Origin of the sequence: Amycolatopsis heterodermiae (genome assembly GCF_034929455.1) — a bacterium.
Classification (GTDB): domain Bacteria; phylum Actinomycetota; class Actinomycetes; order Mycobacteriales; family Pseudonocardiaceae; genus Amycolatopsis; species Amycolatopsis heterodermiae.
This window is the reverse complement of record NZ_JAYFSI010000028.1, coordinates 1-15,592: the sequence shown is the minus strand read 5'-3', so window position 1 is coordinate 15,592 and position 15,592 is coordinate 1. Positions and strand designations below refer to the sequence as shown.

The following is a 15,592-nucleotide window of genomic DNA, read 5'->3' as shown; positions in this document are numbered from 1 at the left end:
CGGTCCACATCGGGACCGGCCCGCCACCGTGTTCAGCCCGGTTCACCCCCGTCGAGGTCCGTGCGCTTGCTGGGCGGCACGGGCAGGTAGCAGCCCGGGTTCTCCGGGTCGCAGCCCACGCGCGGCAGCCGGGCGCGGATACCGCCGGGGGTGCGCTCGAAGTACGCCGCGATCTCCGCGACGCTCTCCCCCGCCACCCACCGGCTTTCCAGCTCCGCGTCCATCTCCTCGTTCCACGGGCGGCCCTGCTGGGCGGCGGCCCGGCCCGCGGATCTTCGGCGCGGCGACCGCCCGGCGCCGCCCACGGACAGCAGACCGTCCGCGATCAGGTCGGCGACCGTCGCGGCCACGTCGAGGTCCAGGTCGAGACTGCCCTCGGCGACCGGTTCGCCGCCCGGACCACCGGCTTCCAGGGTGATCATCACCCTGGTGTTCGGTTCGCCGCGGTCGTCGTCCGTCCTGGTCGAGACCGCGATCTGGTAGATGGTTTCCTGTGCCCGGATCTCGGTCCGGCGCTCTTCGATGATCGACATGCCACGAAGCTAGCGCGCACCCCCGACAATTTTCGGGCACGCGCTGCTCACGGCCGACTCCGCTCCGAAATTGTCGGACCCCTCCCCTAGCGTCCTCGTCGACCACACCACGTCATCGGGAGGCGACGATGAGACACCGGCGGACAAGACGGTGCCCCGGTCCGGACGAGCCGGACCGGGGCACCGGGTTGCGACGTTTGCGCTCAGAAGTGCAGCAGCTGGGCCAAAGTGCTCTGCTTCTCCTGCGCGGCCTTGGCGGAGCCGTCCGACTTCTGCGCCGCGGCGCCGTCGGGCACCGGCGGCGGAACCGGGCTGCACTGGACGTCGGAGTGGTTGCCGGGCTGGCGCTTCGGCAGCTTTCCGGTGGCCAGGTAGTCGGCGATCCGGTCGTCCACACAGGACACCCCGGACAGCGAGCCGGCGTGCGTGGTGCCACCCGGCGCGCTGATCAGGCTCGAGTTCGGGAACCGCTTCCGGACCTCGAGGCTGCCCGGGTACGGCGTCGCGGCGTCGAGCTCCTCACTGATGAGGAGGGCACCGGCGACCTTGCTGCCGTTGATGTCGACGGGCTTGCCCGCCTTCGCCGGCCAGTACACGCAAGGCGCGTTGAACCAGGCGTTGCCCCAGGTCTCGAACGGAGCCTTGGCGTAGGTCAGCCAGTTGTCGATCCGCCACTTGTTCCAGTTCGTCGGCCACTGGACGTCGGTGCACTGCACACCCAGGTAGACGGCGAAACCGTTGTCGTCGCCGGGCGGGTTCGAGTCGTCGTAGAGCGCCTTCAGCGTCTGCCAGTCACCCTTGTGGACGTAGCCGTCGAAGGCCTTGGCCATGTCGACCCAGCCGAAGACGTAGTAGCCGGCCTGCAGGAAGACGTCGGTCCACTCGTCACCGCCGATGACCCCGCCCGCCGGGTTCCTGGCGAGCTTGCGCTGGGTGTCGTACCACAGCTTCTCCACCGCGGCGCCGGTCTTGCCCAGGTGGTAGACGCTGTCGTAAGACGCCAGCCAGTCGAAGTAGATCTTGATGTTCTTGTCGAACGCGACGTCCTGGTCGAGGTTGGCCTGGTACCAGACCTTCCGCGGGTCGACGTTGCCGTCCAGCACCATCCGGCGGACGTTCTTCGGGTACATCGTGCTGTACACCTGGCCGAGGTAGGTGCCGTAGGAGAAGCCGTAGTAGTTGATCTGCTTCTCGCCCAGCGCCTTGCGCAGGCTGTCCATGTCCTGCGCGACGTCGGTCGTCTTGATGTGGTCGAGGATCGCGCCGTTCTTGCGGCAGGCGTTCGCGTAGCCCTTCGAGCGGTCGAGCCAGGTCTTCTCCAGCTTCGGCGTGGTCGGCACGTACGCCGGCCGGTCGTAGCTGAAGTAGTTCCCGTCGCAGCTGATCGACGGCTTGCTGGACCCGACGCCCCGCGGGTCGAAGCCGATCCAGTCGTAGTTGTCACCCGCGTGGTTCGGCACGTACTTGCCGAGCACCGAGAGCCCCAGGCCCGACCCGCCGGGGCCGCCCGGGTTCACCAGCATGATCCCCTGGGACTGCGCGGTCTTGTGCTTGATCCGCGACACCGCGACGGAGACCTTCTGGCCGCCCGGCCGGGCGTAGTCCATCGGCACTTCGAGGAAGCCGCATTCGGCGCCCGCGGCCTTGAGGTTCGCCGAGTCGCATGGCCCCCAGGCGATCGGCGCGGGGCTGAACTGCACCCCGGGGTCCGCCGAGGCGGCGGGCGCGGCGGCCATCAGCCCGGCCGCGAGACCCGCGGCGGCGACAGCGGCAACGATTCTTTTCACAGTCGTCCTTTTCGTCCGCATTCGACAGAGTTCGCCAGATTTCGACGAAACTACCGGCAACCCTGCACAATCTCGCTGACCGCCACGACTTCCGCCATCCGCCTTTCGTCGGTACCTGGCCCGGCCGCCGGGCATTCGGAACTGTCGGTGGCCATGGGTACGCTCCGGGCGACCGAGCACGGCGGGAGGACGGATGACCGCGGACGAACGGCTGGTCAAAGCGGTCCGTACGGGGTTGGCCGAGCTGGCCGATCCGGTGAAGGCACCGGCGATGCAGGCGTACATGAAGTCGGCCATGCCGTTTCGCGGAGTGGCCAAACCGGAGCGGAGCGTGCTCCTCAAGCGGGTGTTCGCCGACCACATACTGCCCGATCGAGTGACATATTCGGGGACCGTGCTGACGCTGTGGCGGGAAGCCGAATTCCGGGAAGAGCGCTACGCGGCTCTCGATCTTTCGGGATATCGCGACTACCGGCGCTGGCAGGATCCCGGGCTGCTCCCGATGTACGAGGAAATGATCGTCACCGGCGCTTGGTGGGATTACGTCGACGAGCTGGCCATCCGGCGGGTGGGCCCGATCCTGCGATCCGCCCGCGACAAGGTCACGCCGATCATGCTGCACTGGGCGGCCGAGCCCAACCTCTGGCGACGGCGCACGGCGATCATCTGCCAGGTCGGCGCCAAGGAGGACACCGACCCGGACCTGCTCACCCGGGCGATCGAACCGGCGATCGCCGAGCCGGAGTTCTTCCTGCGCAAGGGAATCGGCTGGGCACTGCGCGACTACGCAAGGACCGCACCGGACTGGGTGCGCTCCTTCGTGGACGATCACCCGGACTTATCGGGGCTGTCCCGCCGGGAGGCGCTCAAGCACATCGGGTGAAGGTCAGGCGGGACGACGGGTTCGGGTCCACCACGCGTGCCGCTCGGTTGACCTGGAGAGCCGCCTCGCGTGCCGGGCCGGTCGGTTCGCGCGCCGGGACCGTCGGCTCACCCACCCGGACGGTCGATTCGCGCACCCGGACGGCCGGCTCGTCGACGCGGGCAGTCGGTTCACGTACCCGGGATGTCGGTTCACTGGCCCGAATGGTCCATTCACGTGCCAGAACGGCCTGTTCGAGTAGCTGGACGGTCGGCTCACGCACCCGGGCCGACGGCTCGCACTCCTGGTTGGCCGAGTCGCGCAGCCAGACAGCCGACTCGCGCGGCAGGGCAAGCAGCTCGCACTCCTGGGTCATCTACTCGCGCAGCCGGATAGACGACTCGCACAGCCAGACAAGCAGCTCAATCAGCTGGGCAAGCAGCTCGCACAGGCGGCTCGCACTCCTGGGTGGTCTACTCGCGCAGCCGGACAGGCAGCTCGCGCAGCCAAGCAGGTGGCTCGCGCAGCCCGAGGATCGGCTGGCGTACCCCGACGGTCGGCTCGGGTGCCCGGAGCGTCCACTCGGGTACCTGGGCGGTCGGCTCGGGTACTCAAATGTTGGCTCGCGCACCGGGACCGTCAGGTCGCGTGACCGGACGGTCCGCTCACGTTCCCCGATCGTCGGCTCGGGTGCCCGGAGAGTCGGCTCGTGTGCCTGGGCGGTCGGCGCGTGGGGCTGGTGGGCTGGTGCTCGGGCGGGTCGTGCCCGGATCGGTTGGTGTCGCGTTGTGCTGGTCACCGCGGTGATGGACCCGGCGGGTTGGGCCGGAGGTGGAAGAGGGGCCGGTTTCCCGGCCCCTCTTCGACAACGACTGCCTTGCGCGAGGGTGTCAGCCGCGCAGGGTTGCTTCGAAGCGTTCGCCTGCCGCGGCGACTGCGGCGTCGCGGGCCTTTGTTGCCTCGTCCACCGTCAGGGTGCGGTCCGGTGCGCGGAAGCGCAGCTTGTAGGCCAGCGACTTCTTGCCCTCGCCGACCTGCTCGCCCGCGTACGCGTCGAACAGCGTGATGTCCTCGAGCAGCTCGCCCGCGCCGGTGCGCAGCACCGCGGCGAGGTCGCCCGACGGCACGTCCGCGGCCGCGACCAGTGCGACGTCGAGCAGTACCGGCGGGTAGCCGGACACGCTCGGCGCCGGGCGGGAATCCGGCAGCGGGATCGCGTCGAGGTCCAGCTCCATCGCCACCGTGCGCGGCGGCAGGCCGAGCGCCTCGACGACCTTCGGGTGCAGCTCACCCGCGTGCCCGACCGGCCAGTCGCCGACCCGCAGCTGGGCGCAGCGGCCCGGGTGCCACGGCGGCAGGTCGGTGGCCTGCGTGGTCAGCTCGACCCCGGCGGCCTCGGCGATCGTCCGGGCGGCCTGCACCGCGTCGGCCCAGCTCGCCTGCTCGCCGCCGCCCCACCAGCCCGCGCGGTGGCGCTGGCCGGCGAGCACGACGGCGACGTGCACCGGCTGCTGCGGCACGGCCGCCTCGAGCACGGCCAGTTCCTCGTCGGTCGGCCGCCGGTCGACGCCGAGGTCCGGCATCTTCAGCGGGTTCGGCGCGGGCAGCACGACCTGGCCGACCTGGAACAGCGCGACGTCCTTCATCCCGCGCGACACGTTGCGCTGCAACGTGTCCAGCAGCCCCGGCAGGAGCGTGGTGGCCAGCTTGTTGCGATCGGCCTCCAGCGGGTTGCGGACCACGACGGCGTTGCGGCGGACGTCGTCCTCCGGCAGCCCGAAGGCGTCCCACACCGCGTCGCCGACGAACGGGAACGGCCGCACCTCGACGTACCCGGCCTCGGCCAGGGCCCGCGAGACACTGCGGCTGCGCCGCTGGGCGTCGGTCAGGCCGCGGCCGGCGGGGGCGGCGGGCAGGACCGACGGGATGCTGTCGTAACCCTCCAGCCGCAGCACCTCTTCGACGAGGTCGGCGGGCTGACGCAGGTCGCCGCGCCAGCTCGGCGGGATCGCGGTGACCTGGCCGGTGCCGTCGTCGCCGGTGCTGACCGAGACCTTGCAGCCGATCTGGCTGAGCCGGCGCACGGTCACGCCGCGCTGGTAGCTCACGCCCGCGATGCGGTCGGGCAGGTTGATCGGCATCACGACCGGCGGGTTCGGCTCGACCGTGCCCTCGTCGGTGCGGCCGGGGCGGATACCGGCGTCGCCGTACTGGCGCAGCAGGCGGGCAGCCAGCTCCACGGCCGCCGGGCAGAGCTGCGGGTCGGTGAACCGCTCGAACCGCTTGGCCGCCTCGGAGAACAGCTTGTGGCGCCGGGCGGTGCGGCTGATCGAGGCCGGGTTCCAGTGCGCCGCCTCGAGCAGCACGTCGGTGCTCTCCGGCGTGATCTCCGTGCTCGCGCCACCCATGGTGCCGGCCAGCGAGATGACGCCGCTGTCGTCGGCGATGACCACGTCGTCCGGGTCGAGGGTGCGCTCGACGTCGTCCAAAGTGGTCAGCTTCTCACCCGGCTTCGCCTTGCGCACCACCAGATCGCCCTGGACGGCCTTGGTCGCGAACGCGTGCAGCGGGTGCCCGAGCTCGAGCATCACGTAGTTCGTGACGTCGACGGCCAGGGAGATGGAGCGGATGCCGGCCAGCATCAGCCGCCGCCGCATCCACCACGGGGTCGGCGCGGTCGCGTCGAGGCCGGTGACCCGGCGCAGCACGAACCGCGGGCAGCCCTCGGGGTCCTCGACGTGGACCGGCCACGCGTCACCCTCGGCCGCCGGGACCTCCAGCAGCGCCGGGTCACCGAAGGGCACGTCGAGGGCGTTCGACAGCTCGCGGGCGAGGCCACGGATCGACAGCGCGTAGCCGCGGTCCGGGGTCGGCGCGAGCTCGATCACCGTGTCGTTCAGGGCGAGCAGCTCCTGGGCGTCGTCGCCCGGGCTCGCGGTGCCCGGCGGCAGCACCAGGATGCCGGTGTGGTCTTCGCCGAGGCCGAGCTCGCGCGCCGAGCAGATCATGCCGTCGCTGATGCGGCCGTAGGTCTTGCGGGAGGCGATGGCGAAGTCGCCCGGCAGCACCGCGCCGGGCAGCGCGACGACGACCAGGTCGCCCTCGGTGAAGTTGCGCGCGCCGCAGATGATGCCGCGGGTCTTGATGCCGTGCGGGCCCTCGTCGAACTCGCCGGACTCTTCGTCGTCCTCGTCTTCGTCGTCGTCTTCGGGCTCGTCGTCGTCCTCGGCGACCTCGCCGACGTCGACGCGGCAGAAGCGGACCGGCTTCTTGAACTCGGTCAGCTCCTCGATCTCGGCCACGCGGCCGACGACCAGCGGGCCGGTCACCGGCCCGAGCTCACTGAGGTCGTCGACCTCGATCCCGATCCGCACGAACGCGTCGGCCAGGTCCTGCGGCGTGACCTCGCTGCCCACGTCGAGGTGTTCGGTCAGCCAGCTGACTGGGACTCGCACTACGCCTCCGTTCCGAAGGGAAGGGTGAAGCGGACGTCGCCTTCCACCATGTCGCGCATGTCCGGGATCCCGTTGCGGAACTGCAGGGTGCGCTCGATGCCCATGCCGAAGGCGAAGCCCGAGTACACCTCGGGGTCGACGCCGCAGGCGCGCAGCACGTTCGGGTTGACCATGCCGCAGCCACCCCACTCCACCCAGCCGGGGCCGCCCTTCTTCTCCTCGAACCAGACGTCCACCTCGGCGGACGGCTCGGTGAACGGGAAGAAGTGCGGGCGCAGGCGGGTCTTGGAGCTCTCGCCGAACATCGCGCGGGCGAAGGCGTCCAGCGTGCCCTTGAGGTGCGCCATGGTGATGCCCTTGTCCACCGCGAGGCCCTCGACCTGGGTGAACACCGGGGTGTGCGTCGAGTCGAGCTCGTCGGTGCGGTACGTCCGGCCGGGGCACACGACGTACACCGGCAGGTCGCGGTGCAGCAGCGTGCGGGCCTGGACCGGCGAGGTGTGCGTGCGCAGCACCAGGCCGGAGTCCTCTTCGCCGACGTAGAAGGTGTCCTGCAGCTGGCGCGCGGGGTGGTCCTTGCCGAAGTTCAGGGCGTCGAAGTTGAACCACTCGGCTTCGAGCTCCGGGCCCTCGGCGACCTCGTAACCCATCGCGATGAACGCGTCGGCGACGCGCTCGGAGATGGTGCTGATCGGGTGCCGGGCGCCGCGCGGGACGCGGTCCCACGGGAGGGTGACGTCGACGGCCTCGTCACGCAGCACGCGCTCGTCACGCTCCACCTGGAGCTCGGCGCGGCGGCTGTCGAAGGCCGACTGGACGGCCTGGCGAGCCTCGTTGACGCGCTTGCCCGCCTCGGCCTTCTCCTGCTTGGGCAGGGCGCCGATCTCGCGGCGCGCCAGCAGCAGGGGCGAGTGGTCACCGAGATGCGCCGGCTTGACCTCGGCCAGCACATCGAGCCCGGTCGCGGCGGCGAACGCCGCTTCGGCGGCCTTGACGGCCTCCTGCAGCGTCTCGGGGGCGAGAACCGCGCCGCCCTGGGCTTCCTTCTCCTTGGCTCCGGACATAACTCCTCGGCGTCCGCTGGGACTGGTCGTTCGTGCTCCGCCGGACAACGCGGCGCACGAGAGGTCAAAGGCAAGAAAAGTCTATGGGATCGGGTCGCGGTGCCCGTGGTCGCCCTCGGGCCGCGCCGGTGGAGGGCCTGACAGGCCTGAACGATGACCAGGCCGGGTGGCCGGGAATCCGGTCGCAGGCAGTGAACTGCTGGTCGGCGCCCGGCGCGTGCCCGGTGAGCGGACACCGGCTTGATCGACCGCCGGGACGCCGCGAAAAGGGCCGCGCCGGGCGGGTGAGACGGGGCGGGCGACGGGCGAGCCGCGACGCGGGAGGGCGACGACGGCGGACGGAACGACGACGGATTTGCGAGAGGGGGCAAGGCAGGCCATACGACGATGGAGGCGGATCGCTGCGGGCGACCACCCAGCGGGCGAGGGCCGATCGAGCTACGGCAGCAGCCATCACGGCGAGCAAGCGAGCACAGCAGGCCGTTGCAGTGCGGCGGCAGCAGCCATCCGGCGAGCAAGCGAGCACAGCGAGCCGGTGAACGGCGGCGGCAGTAGCCATCACGGCGAGCGAGCGAACGCAGCGAGCCGGTACACGGCGGCAGCAGCGGCCATCACCGCGAGCAAGCGAACGCAGCGAGCCGGTGAACGGCGGCGGTAGTAGCCGCCGAGGCGGGCGGGACCGCGTGACTCAGCGGCGGGCAGGCATTGCGGAGGCCGAAGCCGCTCAGCGGTGGGCGGCCATTGCGGTCGTGTAGACGCACACCGCCGCCGCTGTGGCCAGGTTGAGGCTCTCCGCCTTGCCGTACAGCGGGATGCGGACCGCGAGGTCGGTCGCGGACAGGACGTCGTCGGGCAGGCCGTGGGCCTCGTTGCCGAAGACCCAGGCCGTCGGCTCGGTGAGGTCCACCCGATCGAGTTCCGCGTCGGCGTAGCCGTGGGCCGCGAACGTGCGCAGGCCAGCCGCCGAACAGGCGGCCAGGGCCGCCGGGACGTCCCGGACCCGGGTGATCGGGACGTGGAACAGGCTGCCCGCCGCCGCTCGGACGCACTTGCCGTTGTGGGGGTCGACCGTGTCACCCGCCAGGACGACCGCGTCGGCGCCCGCCGCGTCCGCCACGCGGATCACCGTGCCCGCGTTGCCCGGGTCGGCGACGTCCACGAGGACCACCACCAGGCGGGCGGCCGGGGTCACGGCCGTCTCCAGTGGACGGTCGAGCAGCGCGCACACCGCCACGATGCCTTGCGGCGTCACGGTTTCGGACAAGCCGTCGGCCGCACGGTCCGTGATCGGCGAGACCGGGACGCCGGCCGCGCGGGCCTCGTCCACCAGGTTCGCGTGCTGGGCCGCCGCGCGGGCCGTCACGAAGAGCTCGTGCACCCCACCGGCGGCCAGCGCGGCTTCGACCGCGTTGGCGCCTTCGGCCAGGAACCGGCCGGTTTTATCGCGGTCCGCGCGCCGGGTCAGCTTGCGCGCAGCAACGACCCGGGGGGTCCGTTCGGTGAACGGATCCACCCCGGGCCGGGGAAAGCTGCCGGTCAGGCCGACTTCGCTTCGGTGTTCACGTTGGCCTTGGCGAGCTCGGCCAGCGCGGAGAAGGCGGCGGCGTCGTTGACGGCGAGGTCCGCGAGGATCTTGCGGTCGACCTCGACACCCGCGGCCTTGATGCCCTGGATGAACCGGTTGTAGGTCACGCCGTTGGCGCGGGCGGCCGCGTTGATGCGGGTGATCCACAGCTGGCGGAAGTCACCCTTGCGGGCACGGCGGTCCCGGTAGGCGTAGTTGAGCGAGTGAAGCGTCTGCTCCTTGGCCTTGCGGTACAGCCGCGAACGCTGGCCGCGGTAGCCGCTGGCCAGTTCGAGAGTTGCGCGACGCTTCTTCTGGGCGTTGACCGCCCGCTTGACGCGTGCCACGGGTCCATCCTGTCGATCTCGGGGGGCGCGACGAGACGCCCCGGGTGGTTACAGCAAGTTCTGCGGGATCAGATGCCGAGAAGGCGCTTGACCCGGCCGGCCTCGGACTTCGCGAGCTCGGTGGTGCCTTCGAGCCGGCGGGTGAGGCGGTTGGACTTCTTCTCCATCAGGTGCCGGCGACCGGCCTTCTGACGGCGCAGCTTGCCCGTGCCCGTGACGCGGATCCGCTTGGACGTCCCGCTGTGGGTCTTCATCTTCGGCATTTCAGTCCTCTTTCGTGCGGCGGCTCACCGGAGACTCCGGTGAGCCGCTGACTGTGCTGGTCGGCGCCTACGCCTCAGGGGCCGGCGCGGGGGCCGGCTCGGCCTTGGCCTTCGGCTTCACGTTCTTGTGCGGGGCCAGCACCATGATCATGTTGCGACCGTCCTGTTTCGCCGAAGACTCGACGAAGCCCAGTTCGGTGACGTCCTCGGCGAGCTTCTGCAGCAGCCGGTAGCCGAGCTCCGGCCGGGACTGCTCGCGACCGCGGAACATGATCGTGACCTTGACCTTGTTGCCCGCCGCCAGGAAGCGCGACACGTGACCCTTCTTGGTCTCGTAGTCGTGCTGGTCGATCTTGGGGCGCAGCTTCTGTTCCTTGATGACGGTCAGCTGCTGGTTGCGACGCGACTCGCGGGCCTTCTGCGCGCTCTCGTACTTGAACTTGCCGAAGTCCATGAGCTTGCACACCGGCGGGCGGGCCTGCGGCGCGACCTCGACGAGGTCGAGATCGTTCTCCTGCGCCAGGCGCAGCGCATCCTCGATCCGGACGATGCCGACCTGTTCACCGGCGGGCCCGACGAGTCGGACCTCCGGCACCCGGATTCGGTCGTTGATGCGTGTCTCGGAGCTGATGGGGCCTCCTTGGTCCGAGGAATGTTTCCTGTTCTCGTTCGACCTGGTGCCCACATAGCGAAGGCCCCGACACCAATGCGGTGTGCGGGGCCCACTCTGTTTCCGATCGCACCCGGCCGCTAAGCCGGGCACTTCACCCTGGACTTGCAGTCCGGGCGAGACCGGACCCGGACGCCTGTACGGTGACGCGGGTGGGAGCGGGGCTCCACTTGCCGCCCCCGATCGCTCGGGGGCTGGTCGCTCGTGGAAGGGTACCAGACGTGTCAGATCAACCCTCCGAACAGCCCCCGTATTCCCCCGAAGCGCGCCACCTGGAGGACATCCCCAGCGTGGAGGTGATCAGCCGCGCGGCCGTCATGCTGCTGTCCGCGGGCGCCGAACGCCTCGGCCTCGCCGACGCCGACCCGGAGACGTCCCCGCACCGCGACCTCGACGAAGCGCGCCGCCTGATCACCGCGCTGGCCGGGCTCGTCACCGCTTCCGCCGAGTACCTGGGGCTGCACGCCGGCCCGTTGCGCGACGGCCTGCAGTCGCTCCAGAAGGCCTTCCGCGAAGCGTCCGCCGTCCCCGACGCCCCTGGTCAGGGCCCCGGCGAGAAGTACACCGGCCCCGTCTACTGACCGCGGCTCCCCGGGCGGGCCCCGCCCAACCCAGCCCCCGCCCTCTCCGGGGGGCGTCCCCAGTCCAGTTTATCGGGGGTGTCCGACGGAACTCGGAAAAGGCGGGGGCCCGGGCTTGGTTGTCCACATCACGGGGTGCCTGTGGATGGCGAGGCCGGCTGAGGCCACCGCTCACCGGGTGCTTGCGGATGGCGAGGTCGGCTCGGGCCACCGCTCACGGGGTGCCCGTGGGTGACGAGACCGGCTCGGGCCACCGCTCACCGGCTGCCTGTGGAAGGCGAGGCCGGCTCACGCCACCGCTCACCGAGTGCCTGTGGAAGGCGAGGCCGGCGCGGGCCACCGCTCACGGGGTGCCCGTGGGTGACGAGACCGGCTCAGGCCACCGCTCACCTCGTGGCCGTGGATGACGAGGGCGGCTCGGCGGCCACCGCGTGAACGCTCGGCTCAGTAGGAGTTCTTGCCGGGCGAGCCACCTGACATCTAAAATGTTAGATGTGAGTCTCTCGAAGGTCACCCGCCCCCTGATGCGTGACGAGGCGTACGACCGGATCCGCCACGCGATCGTCGATGGCACGTTCAAGCCCGGGGCCCCGTTGCGCGACGCCGACCTTGCCGAGCAGCTCGGGCTGTCGCGGGCCCCCGTGCGTCAGGCCCTGCTGCGTCTGGCCGAAGAGGGTCTCGTCGACTCGAAACCCCAGAGCTACACCCGCGTCTCCGAGGTGATGTCCCCCGACGTCACCGATGCGCGGGAGATCGTCCGGCTGCTGCACGAGTTCGCCGTCCGCCAAGCCGTGCCGAACGTTCGCCGGGAGGACGTCGCCGTGATGCGGGCGGCCAATGACCGGTTCGCGAAGGCCATCGAAGCCGGGGACATCGCGGCCGCCGTCCGGGCGGACGACGAGCTGCACGACGTCCCCGTCCGGCTGGCCGGCAACACCGCCGTGGCCGCCACCCTCGACCGCTACACCCCGCTGCTGCGCCGCCTGGAACACGCTCGGTTCAGCTCGGCGCTCGCCTGGAACTCGGTGGAACGCCACACGAAGCTCATCGACGCCCTGGAAAAGCACGACACCGCCACCGCGGTCTCCGTGATCTCGACCATCTGGACCGACCTGCTGGAGGACCGATGACCCTGGCCGACTTCCCGCGTTTCCCCCTGCTCTTCGGCCCGTCGCCGGTGCATCCCCTCGAACGCCTCACCCAGCACCTCGGCGGCGCGAAGGTCTGGGCCAAGCGCGAGGACGTCAACTCCGGGCTCGCGTACGGCGGCAACAAGACCCGCAAGCTGGAGTACCTCGTCGCGGACGCGCTCGCACACAAAGCCGACACCCTTGTCTCGATCGGCGGTGTCCAGTCCAACCACACCCGGCAGGTCGCGGCCGCCGCGGCGCGCGCCGGGCTGAAGGCCGTGCTGGTGCAGGAAAGCTGGGTCGACTGGCACGACCCGCTCTACGACAAGGTCGGCAACATCCAGCTCTCGCGGATCCTCGGCGCGGACGTCCGGCTGGTCGACGCCGGGTTCGGCATCGGGTTCAAGCAGGCGTGGGAGGACGCCGTCGCCGAGATCGAGGCCGGCGGCGGGAAGCCGTACGCCATCCCGGCCGGCGCGTCGGACCACCGGCTCGGCGGGCTCGGCTTCGCGAACTGGATCGCCGAGCTGGAACAGCAGGAGGAGCAGCTGGGCGTCTTCTTCGACACCGTGATCGTCTGCTCGGTCACCGGCAGCACCCAGGCCGGGATGGTCGCGGGCGCCGCACTAAGCGGTAAACAACGGCGCATCCTGGGCATCGACGCCTCCGCCAAGCCGGACGAGACGCGCGAGCAGGTCACGCGGATCGCGAGGAACACGGCCGAGCTGATCGGTGCCGGCGACATCGCGGACGTCGAGCTGGACGACCGGTACCACGCCGGGATCTACGGCATCCCCGACGCGTCCACTGTGGACGCCATCGAGACGTGCGCCCGGCTGGAGGGCATGATCACCGACCCGGTGTACGAGGGCAAGTCCATGGCGGGACTCATCGATCTGGTCGGCCGGGGCGAAATCGAACGAGGCTCGAACGTGCTTTACGCCCACCTCGGCGGCCAGCCCGCGATCAACGGCTACACGAGCGTCCTGGGCTGAACCGGTGGGCCGGAGGAAACCCGGCCCACCGAAAGCTCAGTCCAGCACGCAGAGCACGTCGATCTCGACGAGCAGCTCGCCCGGGAGGCCGACGTACACCGTCGTGCGCGCGGCGTGCGGGCCCTCGCCGATGAGCTCGTTGTAGACCTCGTTGAACGGAGCGAAGTGCGCGGTGTCGGTGAGGTAGACGCGGACCATGATCGCGTCGGCGAGGCTCGAGCCCGCCTCCTTGAGCACGGCTTCGATGTTCTTGAACGTCTGCCGGGTCTGGCCCGCGACGTCGTCGCCGACGATCTCGTTCGTGGCCGGGTCGAAGGCCACCTGGCCCGCGACCTGCAGCAGGTTCCCCTTGCGGACGGCCTGCGAGAACTTCGCCGGCGGCTTCGGCGCGTTCTCGGTGGAAACTGCCGTCTTGCTCATCAGTGCCCCTTTCCGTTCCCCGTCCATCCACTGTGGACGGAAGCTTCGTTCGTCGCGGCCCGCAGGTCCGGGACCAGCGCGAGCAGGCCTTCGTAGTCGAGCAGCACCTTCGGCACCGACATCGACGCGGCGGCCAGCACCTCGCCGTCCGCCCCGCGCACCGGTGCCGCGACGCAGTGGATGAAGTCCTCGTGCTCGGCGTTGTCGACGGCGTACCCGAGCTCCGCCACGCGGTCCAGCTCGGCGAGGTAGTCCTCGGCCGAGGTGATCGTGTTCGGCGTCAGCACCGGGTACTCCATGGAGCGCGCGATCTCCTCGCGGCGTGCGGGCGGCATCGCGGCGACCAGCACCTTCCCCACCGCAGTGCAGTGCAGCGGCGCGCGCTTGCCGACGCGGGAGTACATCCGCACCGAGTGGCGGCCCTCGTACTTGTCGATGTAGACGACTTCGCCGTCGTCGTAGCTGGCCAGGTGGACGGTGTGCCCGGTGCGGGCGTTGAGCGCGGCGAGCGCCGGCTGGGCGCTGCGCCGGACGTCGATCGAGTCGAGCGCCTGGTTGGCCAGGTCGAACATCGCGCTGCCGAGCCGGTAGTACCGGGTGCCCTCGCGGCGGACGAAGTGGTGCTGCTCGAGGGTGCGCAGCAGGCGCAGCACCGTCGACTTGTGGACGCCGATCTCCTCGGCGAGGTCGTCGAGGGTGCGCGCGTCCTTGGCGATCGAGTTGAGTAGCGTCAGCGCCCGGTCGAGACTTTGACTCAAATGAGCACACCCTCTCCGGTCAGCCGCGCCGAACTCCACTCGTCCGGGTCCGCGTGCAGCAGGGTATCGACGACCGTGCGCGGCAGCGGCACGCCGACGTCGTCGTGGGTGAGCAGGGTGGCGGCAGCCTGCAGATGCCCCCGCCGCAGCCGTTCCAGTGGTGACGCGCCACGCAGGGTCGCGGCCAGGAACCCCGCGGCGAAGGCATCACCGGCGCCGACCGGCTCGACGACGTCGACCCGCAGCGCCGGCGCGAACAGCGGCTCGCCTTCGACCAGGGTCGCGCCGCGTTCGCCGTGCTTGACGACGAGCGTGCGCGGGCCCGGCAGGAGGGCCCGCAGCGATACCGGGTCGCCGGTCCCCCACACGTGCTGGGCTTCGTCGTCGCCGGTCAGCACGATGTCGGCCTGGGCGGCCAGCTCCGCGAGCAGGCGGGGATCGCGGCCGGCCCACAGGGCGGGGCGCAGGTTGACGTCGAAGGAGACGAGCCGGTCGCCGCGGGGAAGGTCCAGCAGGGCGCGCACCAGCGCGAGGCAGCTGTCCGACAGCGCCGGGGTGATCCCGGACAGATGCAGCACGCGGACGCCGTCGAGATCGAGGCGGTCCAGCAGCTCAGGACCCATCCCGGACGCCGCCGAGCCGGCGCGGTAGTAGCGCACCGGGCTGCCGCCGGCGCCGCTTTCCTTGACGTAGAGGCCGGTGGGGCGCACCGGGTCGACGGAACACGCGCTGACGTCGACGCCGGCGGCGGCGATCTCCCGCAGCATCGCGCGGCCGAACGGGTCGTCGCCGACCGCGCTCGCCCAGCCGCTCGGGACGCCGAGGGCGGGCAGGTGACAGGCGACGTTCGACTCGGCGCCGCCGATGGTCCGCGTCCACTGGCGCACCTCGTCCGGCGGGCCGGGTTCGGCGGGCACGAACAGCGCCATCGACTCGCCGACACAGAGCACTTCGGGCCCGCTTGTCACTTTCCGTCTCCCCTGTCCATCTTCCCGTTGACCTGTGCCGACCCGGATGCTACACCTATGGCACTCAAAATGCGCAACAGTCGTTGCAACATACGCAACCGAGGTCGCCGCCGATGAACACACCCGCCCCTTGCTCGATCGACACCGCCGCACTCGACACCCTCCGCCAGGAGCGGATCGACTGGCGGTTCCGCT

The 15,592-nt window shown here is 70.7% G+C and carries 16 protein-coding genes; 4 read left to right on the top strand and 12 right to left on the bottom strand.

Going from position 1 to position 15,592, the window contains the following annotated elements; all coding sequences use genetic code 11:
* Window positions 1-32: 32 nt before the first annotated feature.
* Window positions 33-533 (bottom strand): helix-turn-helix domain containing protein, encoded by a 501-nt coding sequence (locus tag VA596_RS50220; protein WP_323337916.1) that lies wholly within the window; start codon window positions 531-533, stop codon window positions 33-35.
* Between the two features lie 203 nt (window positions 534-736).
* Window positions 737-2,320 (bottom strand): alpha/beta hydrolase, encoded by a 1,584-nt coding sequence (locus VA596_RS50215; protein WP_323337915.1) that lies wholly within the window; start codon window positions 2,318-2,320, stop codon window positions 737-739.
* Window positions 2,321-2,513: 193 nt separating this feature from the next.
* Between VA596_RS50215 and VA596_RS50210 the strand changes: the two genes are divergently transcribed.
* Window positions 2,514-3,203 carry a DNA alkylation repair protein gene (locus VA596_RS50210; RefSeq protein WP_323337914.1) on the top strand — a complete coding sequence of 230 codons (690 nt, stop codon included), beginning with the start codon at window positions 2,514-2,516 and terminating at the stop codon, window positions 3,201-3,203.
* Here the strand turns inward: VA596_RS50210 and VA596_RS50205 are convergent.
* The 7 genes from VA596_RS50205 to infC form a co-directional block, all read right to left on the bottom strand.
* A complete protein-coding gene (locus tag VA596_RS50205) occupies window positions 3,187-3,558 on the bottom strand; it encodes a hypothetical protein (RefSeq protein ID WP_323337913.1) in 372 nt (123 codons plus the stop codon). The genes VA596_RS50210 and VA596_RS50205 overlap by 17 nt on opposite strands.
* A gap of 514 nt (window positions 3,559-4,072) precedes the next feature.
* A complete protein-coding gene (gene pheT, locus VA596_RS50200) occupies window positions 4,073-6,637 on the bottom strand; it encodes a phenylalanine--tRNA ligase subunit beta (RefSeq protein WP_323337912.1) in 2,565 nt (854 codons plus the stop codon).
* Window positions 6,637-7,701 carry a phenylalanine--tRNA ligase subunit alpha gene (gene pheS / locus VA596_RS50195; RefSeq protein ID WP_323337911.1) on the bottom strand — a complete coding sequence of 355 codons (1,065 nt, stop codon included), beginning with the start codon at window positions 7,699-7,701 and terminating at the stop codon, window positions 6,637-6,639. The genes pheT and pheS overlap by 1 nt, the downstream gene beginning before the upstream one ends.
* A gap of 724 nt (window positions 7,702-8,425) precedes the next feature.
* A complete protein-coding gene (locus VA596_RS50190) occupies window positions 8,426-9,214 on the bottom strand; it encodes a TrmH family RNA methyltransferase (protein WP_323337910.1) in 789 nt (262 codons plus the stop codon).
* Window positions 9,215-9,237: 23 nt separating this feature from the next.
* The gene (gene rplT / locus VA596_RS50185; protein ID WP_323337909.1) at window positions 9,238-9,612 is read right to left on the bottom strand and encodes a 50S ribosomal protein L20; all 375 of its coding nucleotides are present in this window, start codon (window positions 9,610-9,612) and stop codon (window positions 9,238-9,240) included.
* 68 nt (window positions 9,613-9,680) lie between these two features.
* Window positions 9,681-9,875, bottom strand: a complete 195-nt coding sequence (gene rpmI, locus VA596_RS50180; RefSeq protein ID WP_323337908.1) for a 50S ribosomal protein L35 — start codon at window positions 9,873-9,875, stop codon at window positions 9,681-9,683.
* A gap of 67 nt (window positions 9,876-9,942) precedes the next feature.
* Window positions 9,943-10,560, bottom strand: coding sequence for a translation initiation factor IF-3 (infC, locus tag VA596_RS50175; protein WP_285997959.1), 618 nt, complete (start codon window positions 10,558-10,560; stop codon window positions 9,943-9,945).
* A gap of 206 nt (window positions 10,561-10,766) precedes the next feature.
* Here infC and VA596_RS50170 point away from each other — a divergent pair, with 206 nt between their 5' ends.
* From VA596_RS50170 to VA596_RS50160, 3 genes are all read left to right on the top strand, one after another.
* Entirely contained in the window at window positions 10,767-11,126 is a 360-nt protein-coding gene (locus VA596_RS50170) for a DUF1844 domain-containing protein (protein WP_323337907.1), read from the top strand.
* A gap of 524 nt (window positions 11,127-11,650) precedes the next feature.
* Entirely contained in the window at window positions 11,651-12,256 is a 606-nt protein-coding gene (locus VA596_RS50165) for a GntR family transcriptional regulator (RefSeq protein WP_323337932.1), read from the top strand.
* Window positions 12,253-13,251 carry a 1-aminocyclopropane-1-carboxylate deaminase gene (locus VA596_RS50160; protein WP_323337906.1) on the top strand — a complete coding sequence of 333 codons (999 nt, stop codon included), beginning with the start codon at window positions 12,253-12,255 and terminating at the stop codon, window positions 13,249-13,251. Before VA596_RS50165 ends, VA596_RS50160 begins: the two co-directional genes overlap by 4 nt.
* Window positions 13,252-13,287: 36 nt before the next feature.
* On the opposite strand, the gene VA596_RS50155 is transcribed toward VA596_RS50160, so the two are convergent.
* The 3 genes from VA596_RS50155 to VA596_RS50145 are packed head-to-tail and all read right to left on the bottom strand — an operon-like array spanning window position 13,288 to window position 15,397.
* Window positions 13,288-13,671: a RidA family protein gene (locus tag VA596_RS50155; protein ID WP_323337905.1), complete on the bottom strand. Its 384-nt coding sequence runs from the start codon at window positions 13,669-13,671 to the stop codon at window positions 13,288-13,290.
* Window positions 13,671-14,429, bottom strand: a complete 759-nt coding sequence (locus VA596_RS50150) for an IclR family transcriptional regulator (protein ID WP_323337904.1) — start codon at window positions 14,427-14,429, stop codon at window positions 13,671-13,673. The genes VA596_RS50155 and VA596_RS50150 overlap by 1 nt, the downstream gene beginning before the upstream one ends.
* Window positions 14,426-15,397: a sugar kinase gene (locus VA596_RS50145; RefSeq protein ID WP_323337903.1), complete on the bottom strand. Its 972-nt coding sequence runs from the start codon at window positions 15,395-15,397 to the stop codon at window positions 14,426-14,428. Before VA596_RS50145 ends, VA596_RS50150 begins: the two co-directional genes overlap by 4 nt.
* Between the last annotated feature and the right edge of the window lie 195 nt (window positions 15,398-15,592).